This is a genomic window from Nodularia sp. LEGE 04288 (genome assembly GCF_963896525.1).
In the GTDB taxonomy this organism is placed as follows: domain Bacteria; phylum Cyanobacteriota; class Cyanobacteriia; order Cyanobacteriales; family Nostocaceae; genus Nodularia.
The window spans coordinates 76702-98820 of the sequence record NZ_CAWQOY010000182.1; the positions used below are offsets into that span (position 1 = coordinate 76702).

The following is a 22119-nucleotide window of genomic DNA, read 5'->3' on the forward strand; positions in this document are numbered from 1 at the left end:
TATGATATCTCTGTTCTGAGGCTGTGCAACTAAAATAAAAAGTTTGACTTTAGTCTCAATACAACAAAGTTGAATTTGCGACGGGCTACGTCTACGCACACTCTCATCATCAAGGTTTATCATAAATTGCAGGTCGCTATCTCGGTTCAGGTATTGATTTCCCTTCGATTTTGCAGATTAACAAGCTCAGAAATATCAGGATTAGTAAAAGGGAAAAGAAGATTCCTGCTCCCTCTCCTTAGTAAGGAGAGGGATGGGGTGAGGTTTGAATTAAGTCAAAATCGCCCCACCCATTAACCGTTCATAACGATATTTCAACTCAGCTTTCATCAAAAACCAACGTTCGAGAGTTGCATCCATCTCGATCACTTTCTCCGCAACTTGTCGGGCTAACAGCAAAATTTCCTCATCTTCCACCAAACTTGCCAAAGTAAAATCTGCTACACCCGATTGACGAGTTCCCAGCACTTCCCCAGGGCCACGAAACCGCATATCCATTTCCGAGATAAAAAAGCCATCCTGGGATTGTTCCAATACCTTCAGCCGTTGTTGAGCATCAGCACTCTTAGAACTACTCATCAATAAACAGAAAGACTGAGCCGCACCACGACCAACACGCCCGCGCAATTGATGCAGTTGTGATAAGCCAAATCTCTCAGCATTTTCAATTAGCATAATTGTTGCATTGGGAACATCTACACCCACTTCTACAACCGTAGTAGAAACCAATATTTGCGTTTGATTATCGCGGAATTTGGTAATTGCTTCGTCCTTATCTGCGGAACTCATCCGACCATGCAATAACCCCACCTGAAAATCAGGAAAAATACTTTCTTGTAACTTTTGATGCTCCTCTACAGCCGATCGCAAGTCCAATTTTTCTGATTCTTCCACTAGAGGTAAAACGACATAAACTTGTCTTCCTTGGGCAACTTCTCGGCGGATTAAGTCGTAAGCTTCAGTACGCTGTTGACCTGTTAATACAGTGGTCTGAATTTTTTGCCGTCCTGGTGGTAACTCATCAATCTGGCTAACATTCATATCCCCATGTATTGTTAATGCCAATGTCCGAGGAATGGGGGTGGCGGTCATAGTTAATACATGGGGTTGGTCGCCTTTTTGCTGTAACAACGCCCTTTGTTTAACGCCAAAGCGATGTTGTTCATCAATCACCACTAAGCCCAATTGGTTAAAGTTAACAGTGTCTTGAATTAAAGCATGAGTTCCCACTAATAAAGGTAATTCACCTGTTTGTAGCTGAGAGTGAATTTCTCGCCGTTTGGCAACTTTGGTAGAACCTGTCAGTAATTCTACGGGTAAATGCAACAGGTTAAACCAACTAACTAACTTGCGGTAATGCTGTTCTGCTAAAACTTCCGTGGGAGCCATTAACGCCGCTTGATATCCCGATTGAATGGCGGCGAGGATCGCAATTACAGCCACCACAGTTTTACCAGAACCCACATCGCCCTGTATCAGACGATTCATCGGGGTAGATTTTTCTAAGTCTGTAAGAATATCGTTGAGGACTCGTTGCTGTGCGCCAGTCAGTTGAAAAGGCAGAATTTCCGAGAATTTTTCGACTAACTGACCTTTGGGGGCGAGAATAGCGCTGGTTTGAATTTGGCGGGCTTGGTGCTGACGTTGTAATAAACCGAGTTGCAGGTAAAAGAATTCATCAAAGACTAAGCGACGACGAGCAGCTTGCAGAGTCATGCTGTCATCTGGAAAATGGATGTTAGCGATCGCATCCTTCAATTCCATCAAATTATACTTTGTCCTTAACCCTCTAGGCAAAGGATCTTTCAGGTGAACCGTAGCTGGTAAAGCCGCCGTTATCGCCTGTCGCACCATAGTTGCCATCACACCCTCAGTTAGAGCATAAATTGGCACTACCCGACCAATAGTCAAAGAATCAATCGTATCTCCTGGATGTGCTAACACCTCAAGTTCCGGGTTATCCAGCGTCAAGCCATATTTACTTTCTTTCACCAACCCACAAGCCGCCAAAATACTACCCACTGGGTAACGGCGTTTTAAACCTTCTTGCCAACCGCGACTAGCAAAACGCGCCCCCGCAGAAAAGCGAGTAATTTTAATTTCACCAGTATTATCTTTGAGAACTAATTCTAAAATCGATAATTTCTTATTTCTAGGGCTAGTAAAACAGTTACAACGCTTGACATTAGCAATGATTGTCACCGTTTCACCCCCCTGCAATTCCCGGATATTCACCTGACGCGCATAGTCAATATGATCACGGGGATAGTAGAAAAGCAAATCGCGCACAGTATACAAATTCAGCGCCGCTAATTTATCCGCCTGACGAGGGCCGATTTCTGGTAAATCACTGAGTTTTTGCTCAATGTTGGGCGCTAACCTCCGACTCACTTCCGCCACAATTGGTGATTTCGGTTGAAGTTTTTGGCGTTGGTATATCTGTGATTTCTCTGTGCTATTTTCTTTTGGTTCTTGCTGTAACTGGTAGAGATACCTCCGAGTTTCCGCTATCAGATGCTGTCTTTCTGACTGTTCCAGATGGGGATAATTAGCAAATTTTGCCGCTAGTTCTTGCCAACGGCCACGTTCTGATGGGGGCAAAGCTGTGGGGAATTTCCCAAAAGTCAAGCAGAGAAATTCACTGAAGCGGTATTGTCTGCCCATCAAGTCTGTGAAGCCTTTGTCTGCTTCTATTGCCAAGGCTTTGTGCAATCTTACCCAATCTGGTTTGTCATTAGTCATTGGTCATTAGTCATTAGTCATTAGTCATTAGTCATTGGGAAGTTACCGTCTTCTCCCCCCTGCTCCCTGCTCCCCTGCTTCTTCCCCCACTCCCTACTCAAACCAACAGGCACGCCATGCAGATTCAGCTTCAGCAACTGAGCGCTCGCGTTGCTTTTTTTGATAATCTCGCCCTACCTTATTTAGCTGAACTAAGATATTGCGAATTTGTCTGCGGCCAGATGAGACATTAGTATCGGCAAATTCAATTTCCCCCAATCGGAGGTTAATCGCCATCACCTTTGTGAGTCTGGAGTCTTCTGGATCTTGTTCATTTTCAATTTCCACCACCAAGTTTAAGAGATTGGGTGGCCCTGGCATCACCTCAGCAGATGCTTCTGAGACCGCCGCCGCCGCTTCTAAAATTGGTTTTGGTAATTTTTGCGGTAAAATACTAGCTTTTTGTAACAAAAGATTAGCATCGTGGGAGACTTTTTTTAGCGTCTGTTGCGTTAAATCTTCCAGATTATGTTGCCATTTTGCCAGTTCTATGGGGTTGGAGAAATCAGGGGTGAAACTTTTCAGGGCTGAAGTTATCAGCGGCAAAGCAGATGCTTCAGATAAAATATATGTTAGTATCTCATCTCGCTCATCCTGGTCATCTTGGTCATCCTGGTCATCCTGGTCATCCGCCTCCTCTTCCTCATCCGCCTCATCCGCCTCCTCTTCCTCCTCTTCCTCGTCCTGCATATAAGAAAGTAATAAATCAGCTGCCTCTTGACCCAAATTGCGGATAGCTTGTTGCAATTGTTGACGCTGATTCAGAGATAACTTGAGAAAGTTTTCGGGATACCCTTGGGTACATAGATGGTAACTTGCGAGAATCAACTGTTTCCGCAAGGCTTGCCCCAATGTCGTTAAATAACTGGCATAAGCATTGTGGAGTTCTGCCCCGATCTCGCGGATCGCTGCTTGCAAGGCTGTAATATCCCGTTCAATTAGCTCAATTGCTCTAGCCATATTTTCTCTGATTAATTGCCAATCTCATAGCGTAGCGTGGCATCAGCCATACTTTATTATGGTACAAACGTACCTATTATTTTATTTATCTGTGTAGCTTACGGCTAGCTGCTATGCGTCTACATCTGTGGTTCATCTACCACGATACTGACTAACTAATAAAATACAGGCCAGTTGATTGTGACTGACCTGCAATTATACAAGTGATGAGTTACCTTTGTAACTCTTAACTTCTAACTAAAGTTACTTCGTACCCATTTGTGCAGCAACTTCTTCAGCAAAATTACTTTCTTGCTTCTCAATGCCTTCACCTAAGATATAGCGAACAAAGCGATTAACTTTGATATCTTCGCCTACTTTGCCTTTAACTTGTTTTACCAAGTCTTCTACAGAAATACTCTGATCACGAATGAAAGGCTGATCCAACAAAGTCAATTCTTTCAGGCGTTTTTCAATCCGTCCCTGAACAATTTTTTCTTTGATGTTCTGTGGTTTGTTACCCAAATCATCGCGCCCCATTTCAATTTCTGTTTCTTTTTGGGCAAATTCGGCGGGGATTTCGTCTACGCTGACATACTCGACATTGGGACAAGCTGCAACTTGCATCGCCGCATTCTTTGCCAGAGTTTGAAACTCTTCATTCTGAGCTGCTGACTCAGTTTGGGCGTTCAGTTCTACCAAAACACCAACTCGACCACCAGTGTGAATGTAGCTGTCTACAATACCTTGTTTGCCTTCTAGGGCAAAATTGATAAAGCGACGCACCTGAATATTTTCACCTAGCTGGGTAATGGTTTGCTTGATGAACTGGTCTACACTGACTCTGGTTTGTTCAATATAGGGTTGAGTCAACAAAGACTCCACACTATCCGCAGTTGCTGCTTGCTGGGCTAGGTTCTTAACTAGAAGTTTAAAAGCTTCGTTACGGGCAACAAAATCGGTTTGACAGTTAACTTCTATCAGCACACCAACTCGACCACCTGGTTGAATGTAGGTGTCTACTAGACCTTCTGCCGCAATGCGATCGCTTTTCTTACCTGCCGAAGCGATTCCCTTTTGTCGTAGCCACTCTATACCTTTTTCGATGTCGCCGTCATTTTCTTTCAGCGCTTTTTTGCAGTCCATCATGCCCGCACCAGTTTTTTGGCGTAGCTCTTGGACGAGTTTTGCAGATATTTCCGCCATGTTGCCTAAATTCCTAACTTAACCTTGAGTTGTAATCGCTCACGGGTGTTGAGTATTTCTATCTTACTCAGGGCTGGGGAAGAAAAAGCGATCAAGTATGAACTGTGAAGAATTGAGTATGAAGCGTGAGCTTGTTTTAGTCTCCATACTCAATGGTTCGGTTACTTAATTATGCTTATGCTTTCACTTCTTCATCAGAAGTGGAGTCAGCCATAGACGCTTCCGGGTAGTCGCCGTCATCATAGTCGTCGTCATACTCAGAACCGTCATAATCTTCGTAATCGTCTTCACCTTCGAGCTTACCGCCACGACCTTCAAAAATCGCATCCGCCAATTTGCCCACGATCAACTTAATTGATCTGATCGCATCGTCATTGGCTGGAATGGGGATATCTACTACGTCTGGATCACAGTTTGTATCTAGCATAGACACAATTGGCAGTCCCAGTTTTTGGCATTCTTGAACTGCGTTATATTCCCGGCGTTGGTCTACAATCACCACCACATCGGGGACTTTCCGCATATTCTTAATACCACCCAGGTATTTTTGCAGCTTCGTCATTTCTCGACGCAACATCGAAGCTTCTTTTTTGGGCAATAAATCTAGTGCGCCGTTTTCTTCGCGGCGTTCCAAATCTTTCAGGCGGTCGGCTCTGGTTTTGATCGTCGCCCAGTTGGTGAGCATTCCACCCAACCAACGTTGGTTAATGTAGTGAGAGCCACAACGAGCCGCTTCTTGAGCTATAATTCCGGCTGCTTGGCGTTTAGTACCAACGAAGAGGAATTTTTTACCTTGCTCAGACTGCGATCGCATATAGTTATACGCATTATCCATCAACTGGGCAGTCTGCACCAAATCGATGATGTGTACACCATTACGGGAAGTATAAATGTACGGAGACATTTTGGGGTTCCAACGTCGGGTTTGATGCCCGAAATGTACCCCTGACTCCATCATTTGAGCCAATGAAACTACTGGCATATTTTTTGAACTCCTATTCGGGTTAAACCTCCACCCAGTTGTATTTCCCTCTGAGGAAACACCCGAATGACTGGATGTGCGAGATTAGACAACCCTCCTATTATATCACAATCAATTCGCCAATGAAACTAAATAATTCTTTTTTATTTTTTAACCTATTTTTATAGCTAATCATTAACATAGTCATATTTGATTGTATCATTTTATAAATGTAGCCTTATATAAAAATTCATTTATAAGTATTTATCACACTCAATATAAAATAAATGAAAAACCCACCAACCCCGAAAAATGAGAAAGAAAGACTCAATGCTCTGCAAAAATACAACATTCTTGATACCGAGTCAGAACAGTCATTCGATGATTTAACTGCTTTAGCTGCCTATATTTGTGGTACTCCTATTGCTTTAGTCAGCCTTATAGATGAGAATCGGCAATGGTTTAAATCTAAACTTGGTTTAGAAGTAACAGAAACACCCAGGGAACTGGCATTTTGCGCCCATACTATATGTCAGCCGGAAAATGTGTTAATTGTACCAAATGCTTTAAACGATGAGCGATTTGCTACTAACCCGTTAGTGACATCCGACCCCAATATTCGGTTTTATGCAGGCGCACCTCTAATTACACCTGATGGTTATGCTATTGGCTCTTTATGTGTAATTGATCGTGTACCAGGAGAACTGAGTTTAGAACAAAGACAAGCATTAGCAGCTTTGAGTCGTCAAGTAATTAGCCAGTTAGAACTGAGAATTAATGTAGCTCAATTACAACAAAATATTACCCGCCGTAAAGAAGCAGAAAAAACTCTTCGCAGTACTAATTCCCAATTGAATCAAGTTGTTAATAATTTGCGCCAAACTCAAGTTCAACTAATTCAAAGTGAAAAAATGTCTAGCTTGGGTCAAATGGTGGCTGGGATAGCTCACGAAATCAATAATCCCGTTAACTTTATTCATGCTAATCTCGGTTATTTGAAAACTAGTCTTCAAGAAATATTTGATTTACTATGTCTTTACCAACAGCACTATCCCCAGCCCCATGAGGAAATTCAAACTCAAGCAGATGCGATAGATGTGAAATTTTTGATTGAAGATTTACCAAATATCCTCGCATCTATGGAAAATGGTAGTCAGCGGATTCAGAAAATTATTGTGTCCTTACGTAACTTTGCTCGCTTGGATGAAGCAGAAAAAAAACGTGTTGATATCCACGAAGGGATTGATAATACGCTGTTAATTTTGCAGCATAGACTGAATGCTACAGCAACATATCCAGAAATCCAAATTATCAAAGAATATGGTCATCTCCCACAGATGGAATGCTATGCTGCACAACTCAATCAAACATTTATGAATATTTTATGTAATGCTATCGATGCTATAGAAGATTTATGGGTAGCAAACACCAATAAAATCAACTCGAACCAACAGATAATTGAGCCTATCAACTTTCAAAAAGCTACACCAAAAATTCGGATTCGTACCGAAATTTCTCCTGAAAATTATGCAGTTGTGCGGATTGCTGATAATGGCGGAGGTATTGTAGAAACAATTCAAAAACGGATATTTGACCCATTTTTCACCACTAAGCCCGTAGGCAAAGGTACAGGATTAGGGCTATCAATCAGCTATCAAATTGTGGTGAAAAAGCATGATGGAAATCTCAAGTATAAAACCCAATTAGGCAAGGGGACTGAGTTTCTGATTGAGATTCCTCTAAAAAATTAAGCAATTGGCTGTGTAACGCAAATAATCATACTTAATATTTAATATTTCATTTAGATTCCTAGCCATTCCATATTAAATATCAATTGTTTTGGTATTTAGATTCTGCATAAGCAGCATAAACTCCCTTGACGTTGTACCAATTGAGAAAAATTCGGGCAACTTCTAACGCCAACTGGGGTTTACCTAAATTAATTAGCCATTGCAAGAAAGGAGCCATTGTCCGCTCGTTCAGTGTGCCATTAAGTGAGAGAATGCCCCAAAGTAAACGATGAAACCAAGTCATCTGGATCATCATTCGCACTTCCCAAGAAGGATGCTTTTGATAAAATAAAACTCCCATGCGTCCGCGTTGAATTTCTTGGTCAATCAAACGGGGAATTTGCGCTAAATTAAACGGTGGATGCCAGTGATAACCAACGGCTGCGGGACATTTAATCAGTTGTAGTCCCAGTTTTTTGAGTCTTACACCTAATTCTAAATCTTCCCAACCATAGAGTTTGAAACTGTTATCAAACAGTCCGGCTTTTTCTAGCCAATGTTTGGGGATAGCTACGTTACCTGTGGCAAAAAAAGCTGCGGAAAAATCTGTAATTTTATAGGGTTCTGCGGTGGGGTGATCGAAATTGCAAGTATTAATTACTGCACCGTAAGTAAAAAAGCGATCGCTTGCCAACTTCTCCCTTCCCTGCACCAGCGCCTCTGCATGAGCTGCTAAGAAATTTTCTAAGACTACCAAATCACTATCAATAAAGATAATTGTGTCTCCCAGTGCCTTTTCTACCCCCAAATTCCGAGCCGCCGCCGGCCCGGCGTGATCTTGCTCAAAGCATCGCACATGGGAAAATTCCTCCTGGTTTGCCACCAGCCACTCCAATGTGCCATCAGTAGAACCATCATCGACTAAAACAATTTCGTAACTCGTTATTGAACTTGATGCACTCCACTTCTGCACCTCCAAAGCTCGGAGGCACTTTTCTAAAATCGGCTGACGATTGTAAGTCGGTATCACAACGCTGAAAAACACAGTCTCACCCACAACAGGATTACCCATCTCCAGAATAGGACAGCAGAGTACTGAACACTGTTCCATTCTCTATCTTCGATGATCGAAGCTACGTACTCAGCGCAGCTATCGCAAGGCTTTACAAAAGATACTCAAGCTCTGACTACCAGCTGATACCATTTTCTATTATCGGTAAAAGCCGGGTCAATTTATAGAACTTTGTCAGAACTTCACCATCAAATAAATAGAAATAATTATTAATATATTTAAGCATTATTCATGCTAATTAGCAACTAGAAAACTGACTCGATAGTGCTGATAGGGATTTTTTCTATTTTATCCGCAGAAATATATTCCTAATTTAATAGAAATATTTCTCATGAAAATAGGATTTATTCTCAAAAAAAGCTTCTGGATAAATTCAAATTAAACAATACATAATCTCATCTTAATGCTTGTTACCTAAATTGAAACAGACTGGATAAATTTTGTCTGCGTCAGCAGTACAAGCGCAATTTTACTTGTTATTAACTGAAAAGAAATGAAAATGGCGGAAATTTTCAATATCTGAGTTTTTTCTGTCAATATGTAGAGTTTTTCTTTACTAGATTGCACTAGTCATTAAGAAATTAACTGAATAGCAACTGCGTAAACCTTAAATGGAGAATAGAGAATGAAAGGTCATCTTCACCCCAAGAACGATATAACCATAAATCCATCCGGTAACGAGTCAATCCTTGACGTGATTGGACGCGTCAGCATTAAGCGCAGACGTTTTGTGATGACAGCTGTAGGTACATCAGCCCTAACTGTATTAGGTGATATGTCCCTCGGTGGTTTCCTTCAAACTGTGGAAGCAGCACCAGTTCCAGCCGGGCTTGGATTTGGTGGTATTGGCTTCGAGAGCATCGAGCCAAATCTCCGCAACCCAGCAACAGGAAACCTAGAGAAGGATCTGGTCACTGTTCCTAAAGGGTACACAGCCAGAATACTATCTGCTTGGGGTGATCCTATCATGCCTGGTGCGCCAGACTGGTTTCCAGATGCGTCCCAGGATGCTGCCGCACAGGAAAAACAAGTAGGGATGAACCATGATGGAATGCACTTCTTCCCTCTCCCAGGACGGAGTTATCTCAATCGGACATCCGGGTTGCCAGTGCCTCTTGAAGGCCGCACATACAATAGCAGTGGCATACTGTGCGTTAACCACGAATATACCCAAGAACAGTTCCTGCACCCCGACGGTAATGAAGGTAGCACCGTCATGACAATTGAGAAAGCCAGAAAGTCTCAGGCTGCTCACGGCGTATCTATCCAAGAAATATCTAAAGACAGATTCGGTAATAACTGGAGTGTTGACCGCAATTCCCGTTATGGTCGCCGCATCACTGGTAACACAGAAATGCGAGTTTCCGGGCTTGCGGCGGGTGATGCGCTGATGAGATCAAAGAAATTCTCAATTGAACCTACTGGCTCATTTGAAATTGGCACCAACGATGGCTACACCGCTTATGGTACGATCAACAATTGCGCCCACGGAATCACACCCTGGGGTACTTACCTCACCTGTGAAGAGAACTTTCAAGGTTACTTTGCTAACCCTAATCCAGATATAGTTAACATTCCTGGTCTGGAAAATAAAGCAGAAGATATCCGCAATGGACAGAGACGCTACGGTATCGGCGGCTCGTCTAGTTATCGCTGGCCTGAAGTTGATCCACGCTTTGATGCTTATAACAATCCCCTGGAACCTCATTTGTTCGGTTGGGTAGTCGAGATTGATCCCTACGATCCCAAAAGCAAACCAGTCAAGCGCACTTCGATGGGTCGATTCAGACACGAAAGCGCTCAATATGTTGTTGATGATAACAACGGTCTGGCTTTCTATATGGGTGATGACAACGTAAACGAGTATATCTATAAGTTCGTTTGCTCTCGACAATACAATCCTAATATTCGTAATGCTAATACCGACCTACTTGACCACGGTACTTTGTACGTTGCGAAGTTCAATGACAATGGTACTGGCGAATGGCTACCTCTAGTCTACGGTCAGCGCGGTCTCACACCAGCGAACGGATTTAATAGCCAAGCTGAAGTGCTAATTAAGACCAGAGAGGCTGCGGACAGAGTTGGCGCGACAATGATGGATCGCCCAGAGTGGGTTGGTGTACGTCCTCGGATTGGTGGATTCAATGAAGTTGAAGTCTACTGCACCTTGACTAACAACAGTCGTCGCGGAACAAATCCGGCCTCAGTGAATAACCCAGATGGTACAACTCCTGGAGGTAATGCACGTCCTCCGGTTGATGCTGCTAACCCACGTCCCAACAACGCTTACGGTCATGTTATTCGTTGGCGTGAAACCGGACGCAGCGTTACAGCTACCACCTTCAATTGGGATATTTATGTTTTGAATGGCGACAAAAAAGACCCAGACCCCATTCGTCAAGGTAATATCAATGGTGATGACTTCGGCTCACCAGATGGTCTTTGGTTCGACTACTACGGTCGTCTCTGGATTCAAACTGACCAGTCCGGTACTGGTACAGGCGACTATCTCAACATCGGTAGTAACTCGATGGTTTGTGCCAATCCTAATGATCCCAGAGAGATTAAGCTGTTCCTCACCAGCCCAACAGACTGTGAGGTAACTGGTGTAATTACTACACCTGATAATAAAACCATGTTTGTGAATATTCAGCACCCAGGTTCTCGCGGAAGTGTTGCCAATCCTACAAGCAACAGCGACTGGCCACATAGTCAAGGTTATGGCCCATCTGGTCGCCCCCGTTCTGCAACAGTGGTTATTACCCGCGATGACGGTGGTATTATTGGTGCTTAATTCTTGATGTCCTAATATGGCAATCCTATAGATTTACCAACACAAAAGAGACTCACATCGGACTTGAATAAGTCGGGTATCTTTGGGTTCGTAACTTCTTGAGGATTGCTATAGTTAATAGTTATCTACGAAATAGCGATCGCGCTTACAGCACTTTGCCAGTCAATGAAGTCCACATTTTAAGATGATAAATCTTGTGGGGTGGCTATTCTGCCGGATTTGGTGGACTTTACTCAGATGAAACGTGCTGTAATTTCACTAATTTAATCAGTTTTAAATATTAGGGTACATTTTGATTAATGTACTCTAATTTATGATGATTTTTGCTTAAATCTATGCAAACAATAATCGACTAAAACTAATCCAAATTATTTGATTTACATTTGATTGAATTAACCAAAAATATTTAAAATCTAGTTTATTATTTCATTAAGGTTAGGTTAAATTAACTTTATTTCCTGAAAAAAATAATTTATTGAAATTAAAATTTTATCCCTTGACTAAGTAATTACTTTTAAGTAATATAACTGTGTTGTAAGATTTACGCACTATAAGTTTTAACCAAAACTTAACCTAAATTGTGCTGGAAATATCATGTTATTTCACTTCAGATATTAAAGAGTAAGCACACCTTAAATTCAACAGGTTGTGTTGATAAAATCACTGGCGCTCACAGTAACTGAAATAGTGAAATTTTCCACAGCACAGATGTAAGATGCGTAGATGGCAATCACATTAAAGTTGAAATAACAGGAATAGAAGTCAATGAAATTTAACCAAAAATTAGCGATCGCCTTAGTTGCAGTTTCCGCTAGTGTATTTGGCTTCGGTTCTCTAGCCTCTGCTGGTGAAGGCGGTGCGGCTGGAGCTGTAGCAGCTACAATTAACGCAGATGGTTTGGTAACTGATATGGCTGCGGCTGGATCTGTAGGTAAAAATGATGCAGCTGCTGTAGCCACAAGTAACTTTGGTGTTGTCTCAGCTTCCGCTTTGGGAAGTGCTGGCGTAATCGAATTACTCAGCGATAACGGCTATTTTTCCTTTGAAGACAGTGATATTTCTGACCGGGAAGTTTTCACCAATGTCACTATCAAAGGTAGTGCAGACACTGCTTTAGGAACTAGCCAAGTCAACTCTATTACTACCTTTACCGAAACCCCCATCGGATCTATCGAAACTGGGTTTTAGGGTATCAAGAATTAAGAAGAATCAATATCAGGAGTCAGACTGATACTTTCTTCAAATTCTTTCAACCCTAAATCTGTTGTGTTTATCTGTTAGAGACATGATTACCGCGTGTCTCTAGCTTATTATATCAGCGAATAAATCACAGTTAAACTAGCACTATTTTGGCAAATACCAGATAATAGTCAAATTTTTATCAAACAGTAAGTGGGCGAGAAAAATTGGCTGTATATGAAGAAATATCAATTGTCCGGAGGTGTGTTATGCAGAGGGTACTGCACCTGGAATTATTGGCGGTGCGTTGCGCTGGGGGAAAACACAGCTTACGTTGAAATTTCTTCACAAATTACTCACACCAAAATCTAATTTCATTAGGTGTTGATTCCAGGTCTATTATAAATCTTTATGATGATTTCGCCGCGCAAAAACTTAAAGCTGGCATTTGTATTATTATTAATATTTAGTTCAACAACAATATTCTTTGCTAAAAAGGCTGGCGCTGAAATATCTGCAAAAACATTGTCACTGGGACACCTCAATAATAATAGCAAATTAAAATTATCCACCACTTCAGAGGACGCTGCTGCATTAATTGCTCATCTGGAATATTGGAGAATTTTGTCAGGATCACAGAAGCAATTACCAGCCTCCGGATCTAATTTTATTCAACAAACACAAGTAACAGATTTAGCAAAAACTAATTCCCAGTCCCCATCTTGTCCTCCCAGCAATACTGGAGAAGCAGAATTTACCACAGTTACGGATTTAGCAAAAACTAATTCTCCAGTTCAGTCTTGTACTCCCAAAAGGATTAGTCAAGGAGAATCTGATCGCAAACAACTCAATCCACAACCTAGAGTTGATGAATTGGATATTGAGCAAAAATCACCCCAAACTGAACAAGAATATATTATTTCCCCTAGAATTGCTGATGAGCAAAAAATTCATCCCCGCACAACTACTATCCCACTAAATGGTGTATTCATTAATCATTTAACCCAAAGACAATTCACTGTAGGTTCCAGATTTGGTAATAACCAAAATACTACTTTTGATCTGAACGGACTGGTTAAGCTGAACGGACAAGTCCAAGAAAACTTGACAACAAATAATATTTTCACCGTAGACCAAAAAGGAGAATATTTGCAACTGCAAACGTTGAGAAAAAGTAGAGAAATTACGGTTAATCTCACAGAACCCCTGACTGTACTGGGTACAGAACTGCAATTAAGCCTCGTAGGTTCATGTATCTTACCTGGTAGTAACCCCAATCAAATCTGCACATATACTCCTGGTTTAACATCTGCTGATATTGATCCTGATACCCAGACACCAACTCGGATTTTTCAAACTGCAAATGTAGGTGATGTGGTAGAACCAGAAACACTAGCAGCAATTAGCCAACCGGGGTTTCAATCTGGCGCTAATGGTCAAGAAATTGGGATAGATTTATTTTTACCTAATACAGGTTCGTTTGTGGGTAATATTACTGGAGAGCAACTTTCTATTAACAGAAGAGAAGAAATAGAAAACACACCCGCAGCAATTTATTCTAGAGTTAGACAGATTGTGAAAGTGAATGACCGCGAAGCTGTAATGGGTCGGACAGTACGGGGATTTAGCTTGATTTTAAATGATGATAATACTTTACTAAATACAGCTTTGCAACTGGGATATAATTTGTTGCCTGATATTGTACCTAATATTGCTAGTTCAGAAAATCGAATTAACGCAAATGTTAACAATAATTTATTTTTAGCTGCTAATAATGTCAGACTTCCTGCTAATAGTTTGACTGCTTATCATGGGGGAATTGCGAGAGCGCAGAGTGTACCACCAACAGCGGTAAATTTGAGCCAAGTACCTGCGGCGACTTTCAATAGTATTTGGTTGGGTGCTTCACCTGTGATCGAACGAAGTTCTGCTTTTACGACTCGTTTTGAACAGATTAGCCCTCTGACAGTTTTATCCTCTGGTGGTGGAGAAGGGGGATTTGAGTCTGATATAAATTTTATTTCTAATATTAATAATCAAAATTTTTCCACAGCCAATTTAGACAATTTTTACACTCAGGTTTACGTCACAATTCTCAATCAAGAAGTGAATAATGTAGCATCTAACAGATATAGGGAAGAAACAAAATATGCACCACATCTGAGTTTTACAGGCAATATCACAGGGACACAGGATGCTTTGAGGTATTATACAGGTGTGATAGGTGCAGAAGATATTAAAGCTTATGGTGGGGTGGATTTTAGTAAAAATACCTCAAATGGCTGGACTTTTTCTGGCGGTGTAATCGGCTATGTTAATCCAGATATTGATTACTACAGTCAAGTAACAGGTAGTGTTGGTAAACGTATCTCTTTGAGTGGGAATAGTAATTTAGTTCTATCCACGGGAGTTAATTATGCTTTTGATAGAGAAACTCGCCCCAATGATTTTGTAAATTCAATTACAGTTAGATCCAGAGTCAATTTAGGCAATGTTTGGTTGGGTTTAACGAATTATTTTGGGGATGTTTTACCCGATTCTGTGAAGAATACCCTAGTAACAAGTGTTGGTATTCAATTTAGCCAGAATTTTTTATTATCAGGATACTATAGTCCGATCAATGAAAATGTAGCTCGTTCTGTCTATGGTGCTGATGCGAGATTGAGACTCGGCACAAATCAGAATAGTCCCATACTCAACCTATCTTGGAGAAATAATGACTACGACTATGGCAGAGATAGTACGGGTAATGAATTGAAAATCAACGAGAATATATTTACTGTGTTTTTGAGAGGTAATTTTTGAAGAGGTTTTTCAACCTACATATCTTATAATAATTACTCATTCTTTGTTTTCCTAATTGGAGAAACTAATGGGTCGCGCTAAAAAGGTTGTCTTGGCATATTCTGGGGGAGTGGATACTTCCGTTTGTATCCCCTACCTAAAAAATGAGTGGGGTGTAGAAGAAGTGATTACCCTCGCAGCAGATTTAGGTCAGGGAGATGAATTAGAGCCAATCCGAGAAAAAGCGCTGAAATCGGGTGCAAGTGAGTCTTTGGTGGTTGACGTTAAAGATAGTTTCGTGAAAGATTATGCTTTTGCGGCGATTCAAGCCAATGCTCTCTACGAAAATCGATATCCTTTGGGGACAGCCTTGGCTCGTCCGTTAATTGCTAAGATATTAGTCGAAGCTGCTGATAAATACGGTGCTGATGCGATCGCTCACGGTTGTACAGGTAAAGGTAATGATCAGGTTCGCTTTGATGTGGCTTGTGCGGCTCTGAATCCCAATCTGAAGATCCTCGCACCGGCGAGAGAATGGGGGATGAGTCGTGAGGAAACCATCGCTTATGGTGAGCAATTTGGCATTCCTTCACCAGTCAAAAAATCTTCTCCCTACAGTATTGATAAAAATTTACTCGGTCGTAGTATTGAAGCTGGGATACTGGAAGATCCAGCAGTTGAGCCACTAGAAGAAATCTATGAAATGACGAAGGCGATCGCTGATACGCCTAATGAACCAGAGTACATTGAAATTGGTTTTACACGAGGTATTCCCACCAGCCTCAACGGGACACCGAAAAACCCCGTGGAGCTAATCGAACAACTCAATCAGGTGGTAGGAAATCACGGTATTGGGCGGATCGACATGATGGAAAACCGCTTAGTAGGGATTAAATCGCGGGAAATCTACGAATCACCCGCTATGTTAGTGCTAATTCAGGCACACCGGGATTTAGAAAGTCTGACTTTGACAGGAGATGTCAGCCACTACAAGCGAGGTATTGAAGAGACTTACACCCAAATCGTTTATAACGGTCTTTGGTATAGTCCACTCAAAGGCGCACTTGATGCTTTTATTCAAAAGACACAAGAACGAGTTTTGGGAACTGTGCGAGTCAAACTTTTTAAAGGTAATGCTACTGTAGTCGGCCGTTGGAGTGATAATTCACTCTATAGCCCAAACTTGGCAACCTATGGTTCTGAAGACCAATTTGACCACAAAGCAGCTGAAGGCTTTATTTACGTTTGGGGTTTACCCACTCGCATTTGGGCGCAGCAAGGTAGAAGTTAGGAAATAGGGAGTGGGGAGTGGGGAGTGGGGAGTGGGGAAAAATCTTAACCCCTGCACCCTGCACCAGTACCCCCTGTTCTTAATTACTCACCAGCTGCACGTTTGACTTGGCGGGACTCTAACCAGATGGGGACAGCAATCAAGGCTACCAGGATTAGTAAAGCTGCGATCGCAAATTGACTCACCCAAGCAACTAGTTGTTCTAGGGAGACAACTTTGCCAGCAAAGAAAGCTAAGGTTACCATCACAGTAGCCCAGGTGGTTGCTCCTGCTAAGTTATACAAAAAGAATTTTCTGAAAGGCATTTCCGCTATACCAGCTAGGGGTGCTGCAAAAATTCTCAACAACGCGAAAAAGCGCCCAAAAAATACAGCTTTCGTAGCATTTTCACTAAATTGATTTTTAATATTCAACAATCGCTCATCGGAAATCCGAAAGATTTTACCTATTTGTACTAGGAAAGGCCAGCCGCCAATTTTACCAATCCAATAGCCGCAAGCACCACCAATCACAGCACCTGCAACGGCATCACTGAGAACTAACCAATAGTTCAGTTCCTCACTACCAGCGAGAAATCCGCCGACCAAGGTCACGGTTTCTCCAGGAAGGGGAATGCCCAAATTTTCTAGCAAAATGCCCAAAAAAATTGCCCAGTAACCATACTGGTGGGCAAATTCCTGGATGTTTTCTAGTGAAATCAGCTCAAGAGACATCCCGCACCGCCGCCTTTACAATTTTTTACCTTTCATCTATCTTGACTCTTCTATGGCTGGGGTGTCAATCAATCCGCCACGTCCAGTCATCAGCAGTTGCTAGCACGGATACATATTTCATGCTACCTTGTCAAGGATTTATCATGAAAAATTTATAATACACCTGGTAATATATAAAAATATGGTAAAAGATACTGTTGATACCGAAATTCTCCAGCCATTATGCCTATATTTAGGAGATATCAACATAAATTATACGGCATAATTACTGAAAAAATTTGTCTCAACAGGACTGCTGTAAATTGCTCAATCTGAAAATCTCACAGTAATTTTGTCGTTGAAACTGAATCAGTATTGATGTCAAATTTTTGTTCTGTTACTTGTTCCAACTACTGAGTTAAATTCATGACTATCTCACAAGATCAAGTGGTTTTATTTAAGCCCCAAGGCAGCATAGACTTGCAGGGTGGAATAAATTTTAGCGCCCGGATGCTTGCGGTAACACCCCAGCCTGATCAACTCTGGGTGATTGATTTGTCAGAAGTAGATTTTATGGACAGTTCAGGATTAGTTCCTTTAATCAATGGACTCACATCAGCACGTGAAAGTGGTTGTCGTCTAGTTTTGTGCAACGTGCAAGCTCCGGTAAGATTAGTTTTGGAACTAACACAACTGGACTCAGTGTTTGACATTTTCGACACTTACGAAGATATTTTCAGCAACACCAAGGATAAAAAGTTAGCTCTGGCAAGCTAATTTACCACAGATGTATGAATAGTGAACATTAATTAATCCGACTTTGAAATAGAGAAGTTAGTTTAAGCAGGTGCAGTGGGAAATCACCTAAAAGCAAATTTTGTTAACCGGAAAACGAAACTGCACCAGGTGAAAATCTGATGTTGCTACTAAATAAAAGCAGCAAAAATCGACCACTTCCACAGAGGCAAGTGGTTTATTTTTGGGTAAAAATGCCGTTATGATGTAATAAAGGGGCTAATTTAGGATTTTTATTGACTAATATTTCCTGAGTGCTAAAAGCCTCCAGATTTATCAGTGGAATCAATCCAAAAGACGCTCTCTACGAGACGCTGCGCGAACGCGGACTCGCTAACGCTACGCTATCTAAAATCTAAAATCTAAAATTGGATAACATTCCCAACTATCAGGCATTCTGCACAGTAGAAATATTATTTTGATTTGGGTGAGATTCTGAGCGAGCAAAATTCGGTAAATCAATGCCACTGTGACTAGCCGTGCGGGTTTTGATGGCCAAACGGTAACTCACACTTTGCAGTTCTGCTTGAAGTTTGCGGTTTTCTCGTTGTAGTGTTGCCACTTTTTCTCTGACTGGGGCCATCCGCTCCTCGAACTTACGACGGTAAATTTGAGGTAATTCTTGGATAACTTGCTCCAACATCCGACTGCGATCGGTGAGTTCTTGTACTGACTGCCGCAGTTGGTAAATTTCGGTGTCACGAGTGGTAATTTGTTCTTGATAGAACGTTACCTGCTGCTCAACGGCTTGCAATTGTTCTTGCAATGCTTGTAACTGACTCAGATCATATTCTGGTTCAGAACGCTGGGGGATAAAGTTAGTATTGCCCTTAACCAGCCGGAAAAGTTCTTGAGATAGCTGCTGCACTAATTGGTCACGAAGCTGCAACTCTTGGCGCAGCTGCGATACTTCGGTAGAGAGAGCTTGAATGTTGGGTGTGTCAGTTTGGCTCACAGTGGCTTACAGCTCCCATTGACGAATGCTTGTCGAATCGTAGGTATAACTGCGATGGTACTGCCTTTAGTAGGTATTTGTTTATTTAGCATTCCCCACTCTATGCAGAAAAAGACTAATGGTAAAATTTTTTTAAAATTGACTATTTTTATGGCTGAGTACTGAGTGGGAAAAACTCCACACTCAGCACTGCTTACTCAGAAGTTTTCTTAGGCAGAAACAGCAACTGTCTCTTCGGCTTCTTCTGCTGTTTCTTCTGGTAGATCCTGCTTAATAGTCAAGTAGCGAATCACGTCCTCACTCAAACGCATTGCACGTTCCATGGGAGCGATCGCAGTTCCAGGACCAGTGTAGTCCATTTGAACGTAGATGCCATCCCGATGCTTTTTAATTTCATAAGCTAGGCGACGTTTACCACGATTTTGAATTTTCATATTCTCAGCGCCTTGTTCTGTGAGCAAGTTCTGATATTTACTAATTGCTTGCTCTACCTGTTCATCTCCTAAATCGGGACGCAGGATGTAAATTGTTTCGTAAACTATGGACATGATTTTAAGTCACCTTATGGACGAAGGGGCTGCTGATGTGATTTTATACAGTAATATCACAAAGGATATGAGTAATAATCAACATCGAAGCAACAAGGAACTATAATCTTACCAGTTTTCAATTTGAATCATTAGCAAAATCCGCAAAATTCGCATCTTTAACAAGAAACTGCCTTTAGGGCGATGAGGGAGTCATCCCACCCACAAGGCAAAAAGCCCTTCTCCTACGGGAAAGGGTGCGTGGACAGTGAAGCTATCAACTGAAATCAGACAGTAGTACAGGCATACTTCCCAAATTGAGACTATAGTTATTTAGTCTCAGGCTCAGGCTTCTACTACAGACTGAAGATTGCTAACCGCTAACAGCTTTTAATCGCAGACAAAAGGATATTAATCAAGGTTATGGCGCAGCGCTATGTGCGAGTTCAAAATCTAGAAGGCAAGATTTACTATGGATTGCTACAACTATCCCTCAATGTGGAGGTGCTAGATGCTCCACCCTGGTTACAAGGGCAACCCACAAATTTAATTCTAGAACCCGAAAATTACCAAATTCTGACTCCCTGCGCTCCTTCCAAAGTTGTGGCGGTAGGCAAGAATTATGCAGACCATGCCGCAGAAATGGGAACTACAGTACCAAATGAACCATTAATATTTCTCAAGCCGCCGACATCGATCATTGCCACGGAAACAGAAATTATGTATCCGCTCCAATCGCAACGGGTAGATTACGAAGGCGAGTTAGCACTAGTGATTGGCGATCGCACCTGTGACTGCACAATAGAAGAAGCCCAAACCAAAATTTGGGGCTATACCATTGCTAACGATGTGACAGCACGGGATTTACAACAAAAGGATGGCCAATGGACTCGCGCTAAAGGTTTTGATACATTCTGTCCTCTAGGCCCTTGGATTGTCCGAGAATTAAATCCTGGGGCGAGATTGCAGACCTTTTTGAATGACGATGCTATCCCTGTGCAATCTGCCTGTATTGATCAGATGGTGTTTCCTCCTGATGCTTTAGTGTCCTACATTAGTCAGGTGATGACACTACTACCAGGAGACGTGGTGTTAACTGGTACGCCATTGGGTGTTGGGCAACTGCACATAGGCGATCGCGTCCGTGTCGAAATTGAAGGCATCGGTCGCCTAGAAAACACCGTGACTGGGCGTTAACTGCTAGCGCACTTGCATATGCACTGCATCAGAAATTGCTGGAATTTCTGCATAACGCCCAAATAGGGATTGAGCAACAGAATAGACAACTGCTGCTATTATGCCGATAAAGATGGTGTTGGCGATCGTTTCTAAGGCAAAGCCAGCACCAGGAATTGAAACCAAAACTTCCAGCAGTATGGAACACAAAAATAAAACAATGTTCAAAAGAATGGCCTGCATAGTGTTGAAACGAATGAAGTGACTAATTTTTTCGTTTCTCACCACTAATAGGAACAAGGCAAAGAAAATAATCAAGCTGGCAAAGGGTAGTTGATAAATTCCGATTAATGGACTCAATGGAATCAGCAACACCCGTGTGACTGGGAACTGTGTGAAGAAAAAGCTACCGAAGGCTAGACTTTGAACTAGGGGTAGCAAATAAGGTAAACAAGCAAAAATCCGGTCGGAAACCGTTACAGACCCGCGCCAAGTCATTGTGCGTTCTCCTATGGCTAAAATTTCAGACTTCTTGAGCTTAGGATAACGCAGTTGCTTAGTCTTGCTGACAAATCCGATTATTCTATATACGCAATTCGGAAACCCATCAGACATTCATACTGTGCTGGCTGCTGTGCAGTGAGTTGGCGAATTGCTTGACCGCATCGCAGTTGACCTCCACGCCAACGGGGTTGACCGCTACCGTCAGCAAGTAAACAAGATTGGCAAACTTGCGTGGAGGCAAGGATTTGATTATCCATTAAAATGACTAACATCGCTAACCCTCCTTTGACACTCCTCACTCTAAAGAGATGAGGATTCTTGCTTCATCCGTCCTCCCTAGAAACCAGAGTACAAGTATTCCAATTTCCCCGTTTGGATACGTCCACAAGCACACACGGACTGCCCGACCGTGTTTGAAAAGGCTTTTAATTTCTGGTTTTTACTCCCACATTTGTACAAGATTTAGGATTTATACTACCAGGGTTCCGGCTCAGGAGTCGTCCGCTTGACCTACTTCGTTTTTTATTTGTGCGCTTTACCGCTAAAGCTATAATACCGCAAAAACCGCCCTAGAAGGGCGGGGCTTTAAACCCCAGGTTTTCGGTAAATAGGGGGTAATAAAAAAATCCCAAGTGAACTTTAATTTATTTTATGTTATGTATGAAAAATATCTACCTTTTTGTAACAAATCATACAGAAGCCCTGCCGTTAAGCTTGTCCAGTTATCTCT

The 22119-nt window shown here is 41.9% G+C and carries 17 protein-coding genes; 7 read left to right on the forward strand and 10 right to left on the reverse strand.

The window, feature by feature from the left end:
• Positions 1-270: 270 nt before the first annotated feature.
• From recG to rpsB, 4 genes are all read right to left on the reverse strand, one after another.
• Complete coding sequence (recG, locus tag AACX33_RS26330) at positions 271-2742, reverse strand: ATP-dependent DNA helicase RecG (RefSeq protein ID WP_193999847.1); 2472 nt, start codon at positions 2740-2742, stop codon at positions 271-273.
• A gap of 93 nt (positions 2743-2835) precedes the next feature.
• Positions 2836-3741, reverse strand: coding sequence for a hypothetical protein (locus tag AACX33_RS26335; RefSeq protein WP_193999849.1), 906 nt, complete (start codon positions 3739-3741; stop codon positions 2836-2838).
• A 243-nt stretch (positions 3742-3984) separates the two neighbouring features.
• A complete protein-coding gene (gene tsf / locus AACX33_RS26340; RefSeq protein ID WP_193999851.1) occupies positions 3985-4926 on the reverse strand; it encodes a translation elongation factor Ts in 942 nt (313 codons plus the stop codon).
• 175 nt (positions 4927-5101) lie between these two features.
• Positions 5102-5908, reverse strand: coding sequence for a 30S ribosomal protein S2 (rpsB, locus tag AACX33_RS26345; protein WP_193999853.1), 807 nt, complete (start codon positions 5906-5908; stop codon positions 5102-5104).
• 266 nt (positions 5909-6174) lie between these two features.
• Here rpsB and AACX33_RS26350 point away from each other — a divergent pair, with 266 nt between their 5' ends.
• Complete coding sequence (locus tag AACX33_RS26350; protein ID WP_193999855.1) at positions 6175-7638, forward strand: sensor histidine kinase; 1464 nt, start codon at positions 6175-6177, stop codon at positions 7636-7638.
• 79 nt (positions 7639-7717) lie between these two features.
• On the opposite strand, the gene AACX33_RS26355 is transcribed toward AACX33_RS26350, so the two are convergent.
• A complete protein-coding gene (locus AACX33_RS26355; RefSeq protein ID WP_193999965.1) occupies positions 7718-8689 on the reverse strand; it encodes a glycosyltransferase family 2 protein in 972 nt (323 codons plus the stop codon).
• 625 nt (positions 8690-9314) lie between these two features.
• Here AACX33_RS26355 and AACX33_RS26360 point away from each other — a divergent pair.
• The 4 genes from AACX33_RS26360 to AACX33_RS26375 all read left to right on the forward strand — a co-directional run bounded on the left by AACX33_RS26360 (position 9315) and on the right by AACX33_RS26375 (position 16740).
• Positions 9315-11486: a PhoX family protein gene (locus AACX33_RS26360; RefSeq protein WP_193999857.1), complete on the forward strand. Its 2172-nt coding sequence runs from the start codon at positions 9315-9317 to the stop codon at positions 11484-11486.
• 765 nt (positions 11487-12251) lie between these two features.
• On the forward strand, positions 12252-12674 hold the full coding sequence (locus AACX33_RS26365) for a hypothetical protein (RefSeq protein WP_193999859.1): 423 nt from the start codon (positions 12252-12254) through the stop codon (positions 12672-12674).
• Between the two features lie 402 nt (positions 12675-13076).
• Positions 13077-15470 carry a hypothetical protein gene (locus tag AACX33_RS26370; RefSeq protein ID WP_227788833.1) on the forward strand — a complete coding sequence of 798 codons (2394 nt, stop codon included), beginning with the start codon at positions 13077-13079 and terminating at the stop codon, positions 15468-15470.
• A gap of 67 nt (positions 15471-15537) precedes the next feature.
• On the forward strand, positions 15538-16740 hold the full coding sequence (locus tag AACX33_RS26375; protein ID WP_193999861.1) for an argininosuccinate synthase: 1203 nt from the start codon (positions 15538-15540) through the stop codon (positions 16738-16740).
• Between the two features lie 83 nt (positions 16741-16823).
• Here the strand turns inward: AACX33_RS26375 and AACX33_RS26380 are convergent, their stop codons facing one another.
• Positions 16824-17453 (reverse strand): DedA family protein, encoded by a 630-nt coding sequence (locus AACX33_RS26380; protein WP_193999863.1) that lies wholly within the window; start codon positions 17451-17453, stop codon positions 16824-16826.
• A gap of 405 nt (positions 17454-17858) precedes the next feature.
• On the opposite strand from AACX33_RS26380, the gene AACX33_RS26385 reads away from it, so the two are divergent.
• Positions 17859-18209, forward strand: coding sequence for an STAS domain-containing protein (locus AACX33_RS26385; RefSeq protein WP_193999865.1), 351 nt, complete (start codon positions 17859-17861; stop codon positions 18207-18209).
• A 406-nt stretch (positions 18210-18615) separates the two neighbouring features.
• Here AACX33_RS26385 and AACX33_RS26390 read toward each other — a convergent pair whose 3' ends face one another.
• Both AACX33_RS26390 and rpsF read right to left on the reverse strand, forming a co-directional pair.
• Complete coding sequence (locus AACX33_RS26390) at positions 18616-19182, reverse strand: Npun_F5560 family protein (RefSeq protein WP_193999867.1); 567 nt, start codon at positions 19180-19182, stop codon at positions 18616-18618.
• A gap of 209 nt (positions 19183-19391) precedes the next feature.
• Positions 19392-19730 (reverse strand): 30S ribosomal protein S6, encoded by a 339-nt coding sequence (gene rpsF, locus AACX33_RS26395; RefSeq protein WP_193999869.1) that lies wholly within the window; start codon positions 19728-19730, stop codon positions 19392-19394.
• A 402-nt stretch (positions 19731-20132) separates the two neighbouring features.
• Here rpsF and AACX33_RS26400 point away from each other — a divergent pair, with 402 nt between their 5' ends.
• Complete coding sequence (locus AACX33_RS26400; RefSeq protein WP_193999871.1) at positions 20133-20906, forward strand: fumarylacetoacetate hydrolase family protein; 774 nt, start codon at positions 20133-20135, stop codon at positions 20904-20906.
• A 3-nt stretch (positions 20907-20909) separates the two neighbouring features.
• On the opposite strand, the gene AACX33_RS26405 is transcribed toward AACX33_RS26400, so the two are convergent.
• Together AACX33_RS26405 and AACX33_RS26410 are read right to left on the reverse strand one after the other, a co-directional pair.
• Positions 20910-21383, reverse strand: a complete 474-nt coding sequence (locus AACX33_RS26405; protein WP_193999873.1) for a Tic20 family protein — start codon at positions 21381-21383, stop codon at positions 20910-20912.
• An 80-nt stretch (positions 21384-21463) separates the two neighbouring features.
• Complete coding sequence (locus AACX33_RS26410) at positions 21464-21661, reverse strand: hypothetical protein (RefSeq protein WP_193999875.1); 198 nt, start codon at positions 21659-21661, stop codon at positions 21464-21466.
• Positions 21662-22119: the final 458 nt, after the last annotated feature.

What these genes read in the sequence shown, in the direction of transcription:
- recG (WP_193999847.1), bottom strand. Translation starts at nt 2,742, where the DNA reads ATGACTAATGACAAACCAGATTGGGTAAGATTGCACAAAGCCTTGGCA.
- AACX33_RS26335 (WP_193999849.1), bottom strand. Translation starts at nt 3,741, where the DNA reads ATGGCTAGAGCAATTGAGCTAATTGAACGGGATATTACAGCCTTGCAA.
- tsf (WP_193999851.1), bottom strand. Translation starts at nt 4,926, where the DNA reads ATGGCGGAAATATCTGCAAAACTCGTCCAAGAGCTACGCCAAAAAACT.
- rpsB (WP_193999853.1), bottom strand. Translation starts at nt 5,908, where the DNA reads ATGCCAGTAGTTTCATTGGCTCAAATGATGGAGTCAGGGGTACATTTC.
- AACX33_RS26350 (WP_193999855.1), top strand. Translation starts at nt 6,175, where the DNA reads ATGAAAAACCCACCAACCCCGAAAAATGAGAAAGAAAGACTCAATGCT.
- AACX33_RS26355 (WP_193999965.1), bottom strand. Translation starts at nt 8,689, where the DNA reads ATGGGTAATCCTGTTGTGGGTGAGACTGTGTTTTTCAGCGTTGTGATA.
- AACX33_RS26360 (WP_193999857.1), top strand. Translation starts at nt 9,315, where the DNA reads ATGAAAGGTCATCTTCACCCCAAGAACGATATAACCATAAATCCATCC.
- AACX33_RS26365 (WP_193999859.1), top strand. Translation starts at nt 12,252, where the DNA reads ATGAAATTTAACCAAAAATTAGCGATCGCCTTAGTTGCAGTTTCCGCT.
- AACX33_RS26370 (WP_227788833.1), top strand. Translation starts at nt 13,077, where the DNA reads ATGATGATTTCGCCGCGCAAAAACTTAAAGCTGGCATTTGTATTATTA.
- AACX33_RS26375 (WP_193999861.1), top strand. Translation starts at nt 15,538, where the DNA reads ATGGGTCGCGCTAAAAAGGTTGTCTTGGCATATTCTGGGGGAGTGGAT.
- AACX33_RS26380 (WP_193999863.1), bottom strand. Translation starts at nt 17,453, where the DNA reads ATGTCTCTTGAGCTGATTTCACTAGAAAACATCCAGGAATTTGCCCAC.
- AACX33_RS26385 (WP_193999865.1), top strand. Translation starts at nt 17,859, where the DNA reads ATGACTATCTCACAAGATCAAGTGGTTTTATTTAAGCCCCAAGGCAGC.
- rpsF (WP_193999869.1), bottom strand. Translation starts at nt 19,730, where the DNA reads ATGTCCATAGTTTACGAAACAATTTACATCCTGCGTCCCGATTTAGGA.
- AACX33_RS26400 (WP_193999871.1), top strand. Translation starts at nt 20,133, where the DNA reads ATGGCGCAGCGCTATGTGCGAGTTCAAAATCTAGAAGGCAAGATTTAC.
- AACX33_RS26405 (WP_193999873.1), bottom strand. Translation starts at nt 21,383, where the DNA reads ATGACTTGGCGCGGGTCTGTAACGGTTTCCGACCGGATTTTTGCTTGT.
- AACX33_RS26410 (WP_193999875.1), bottom strand. Translation starts at nt 21,661, where the DNA reads ATGTTAGTCATTTTAATGGATAATCAAATCCTTGCCTCCACGCAAGTT.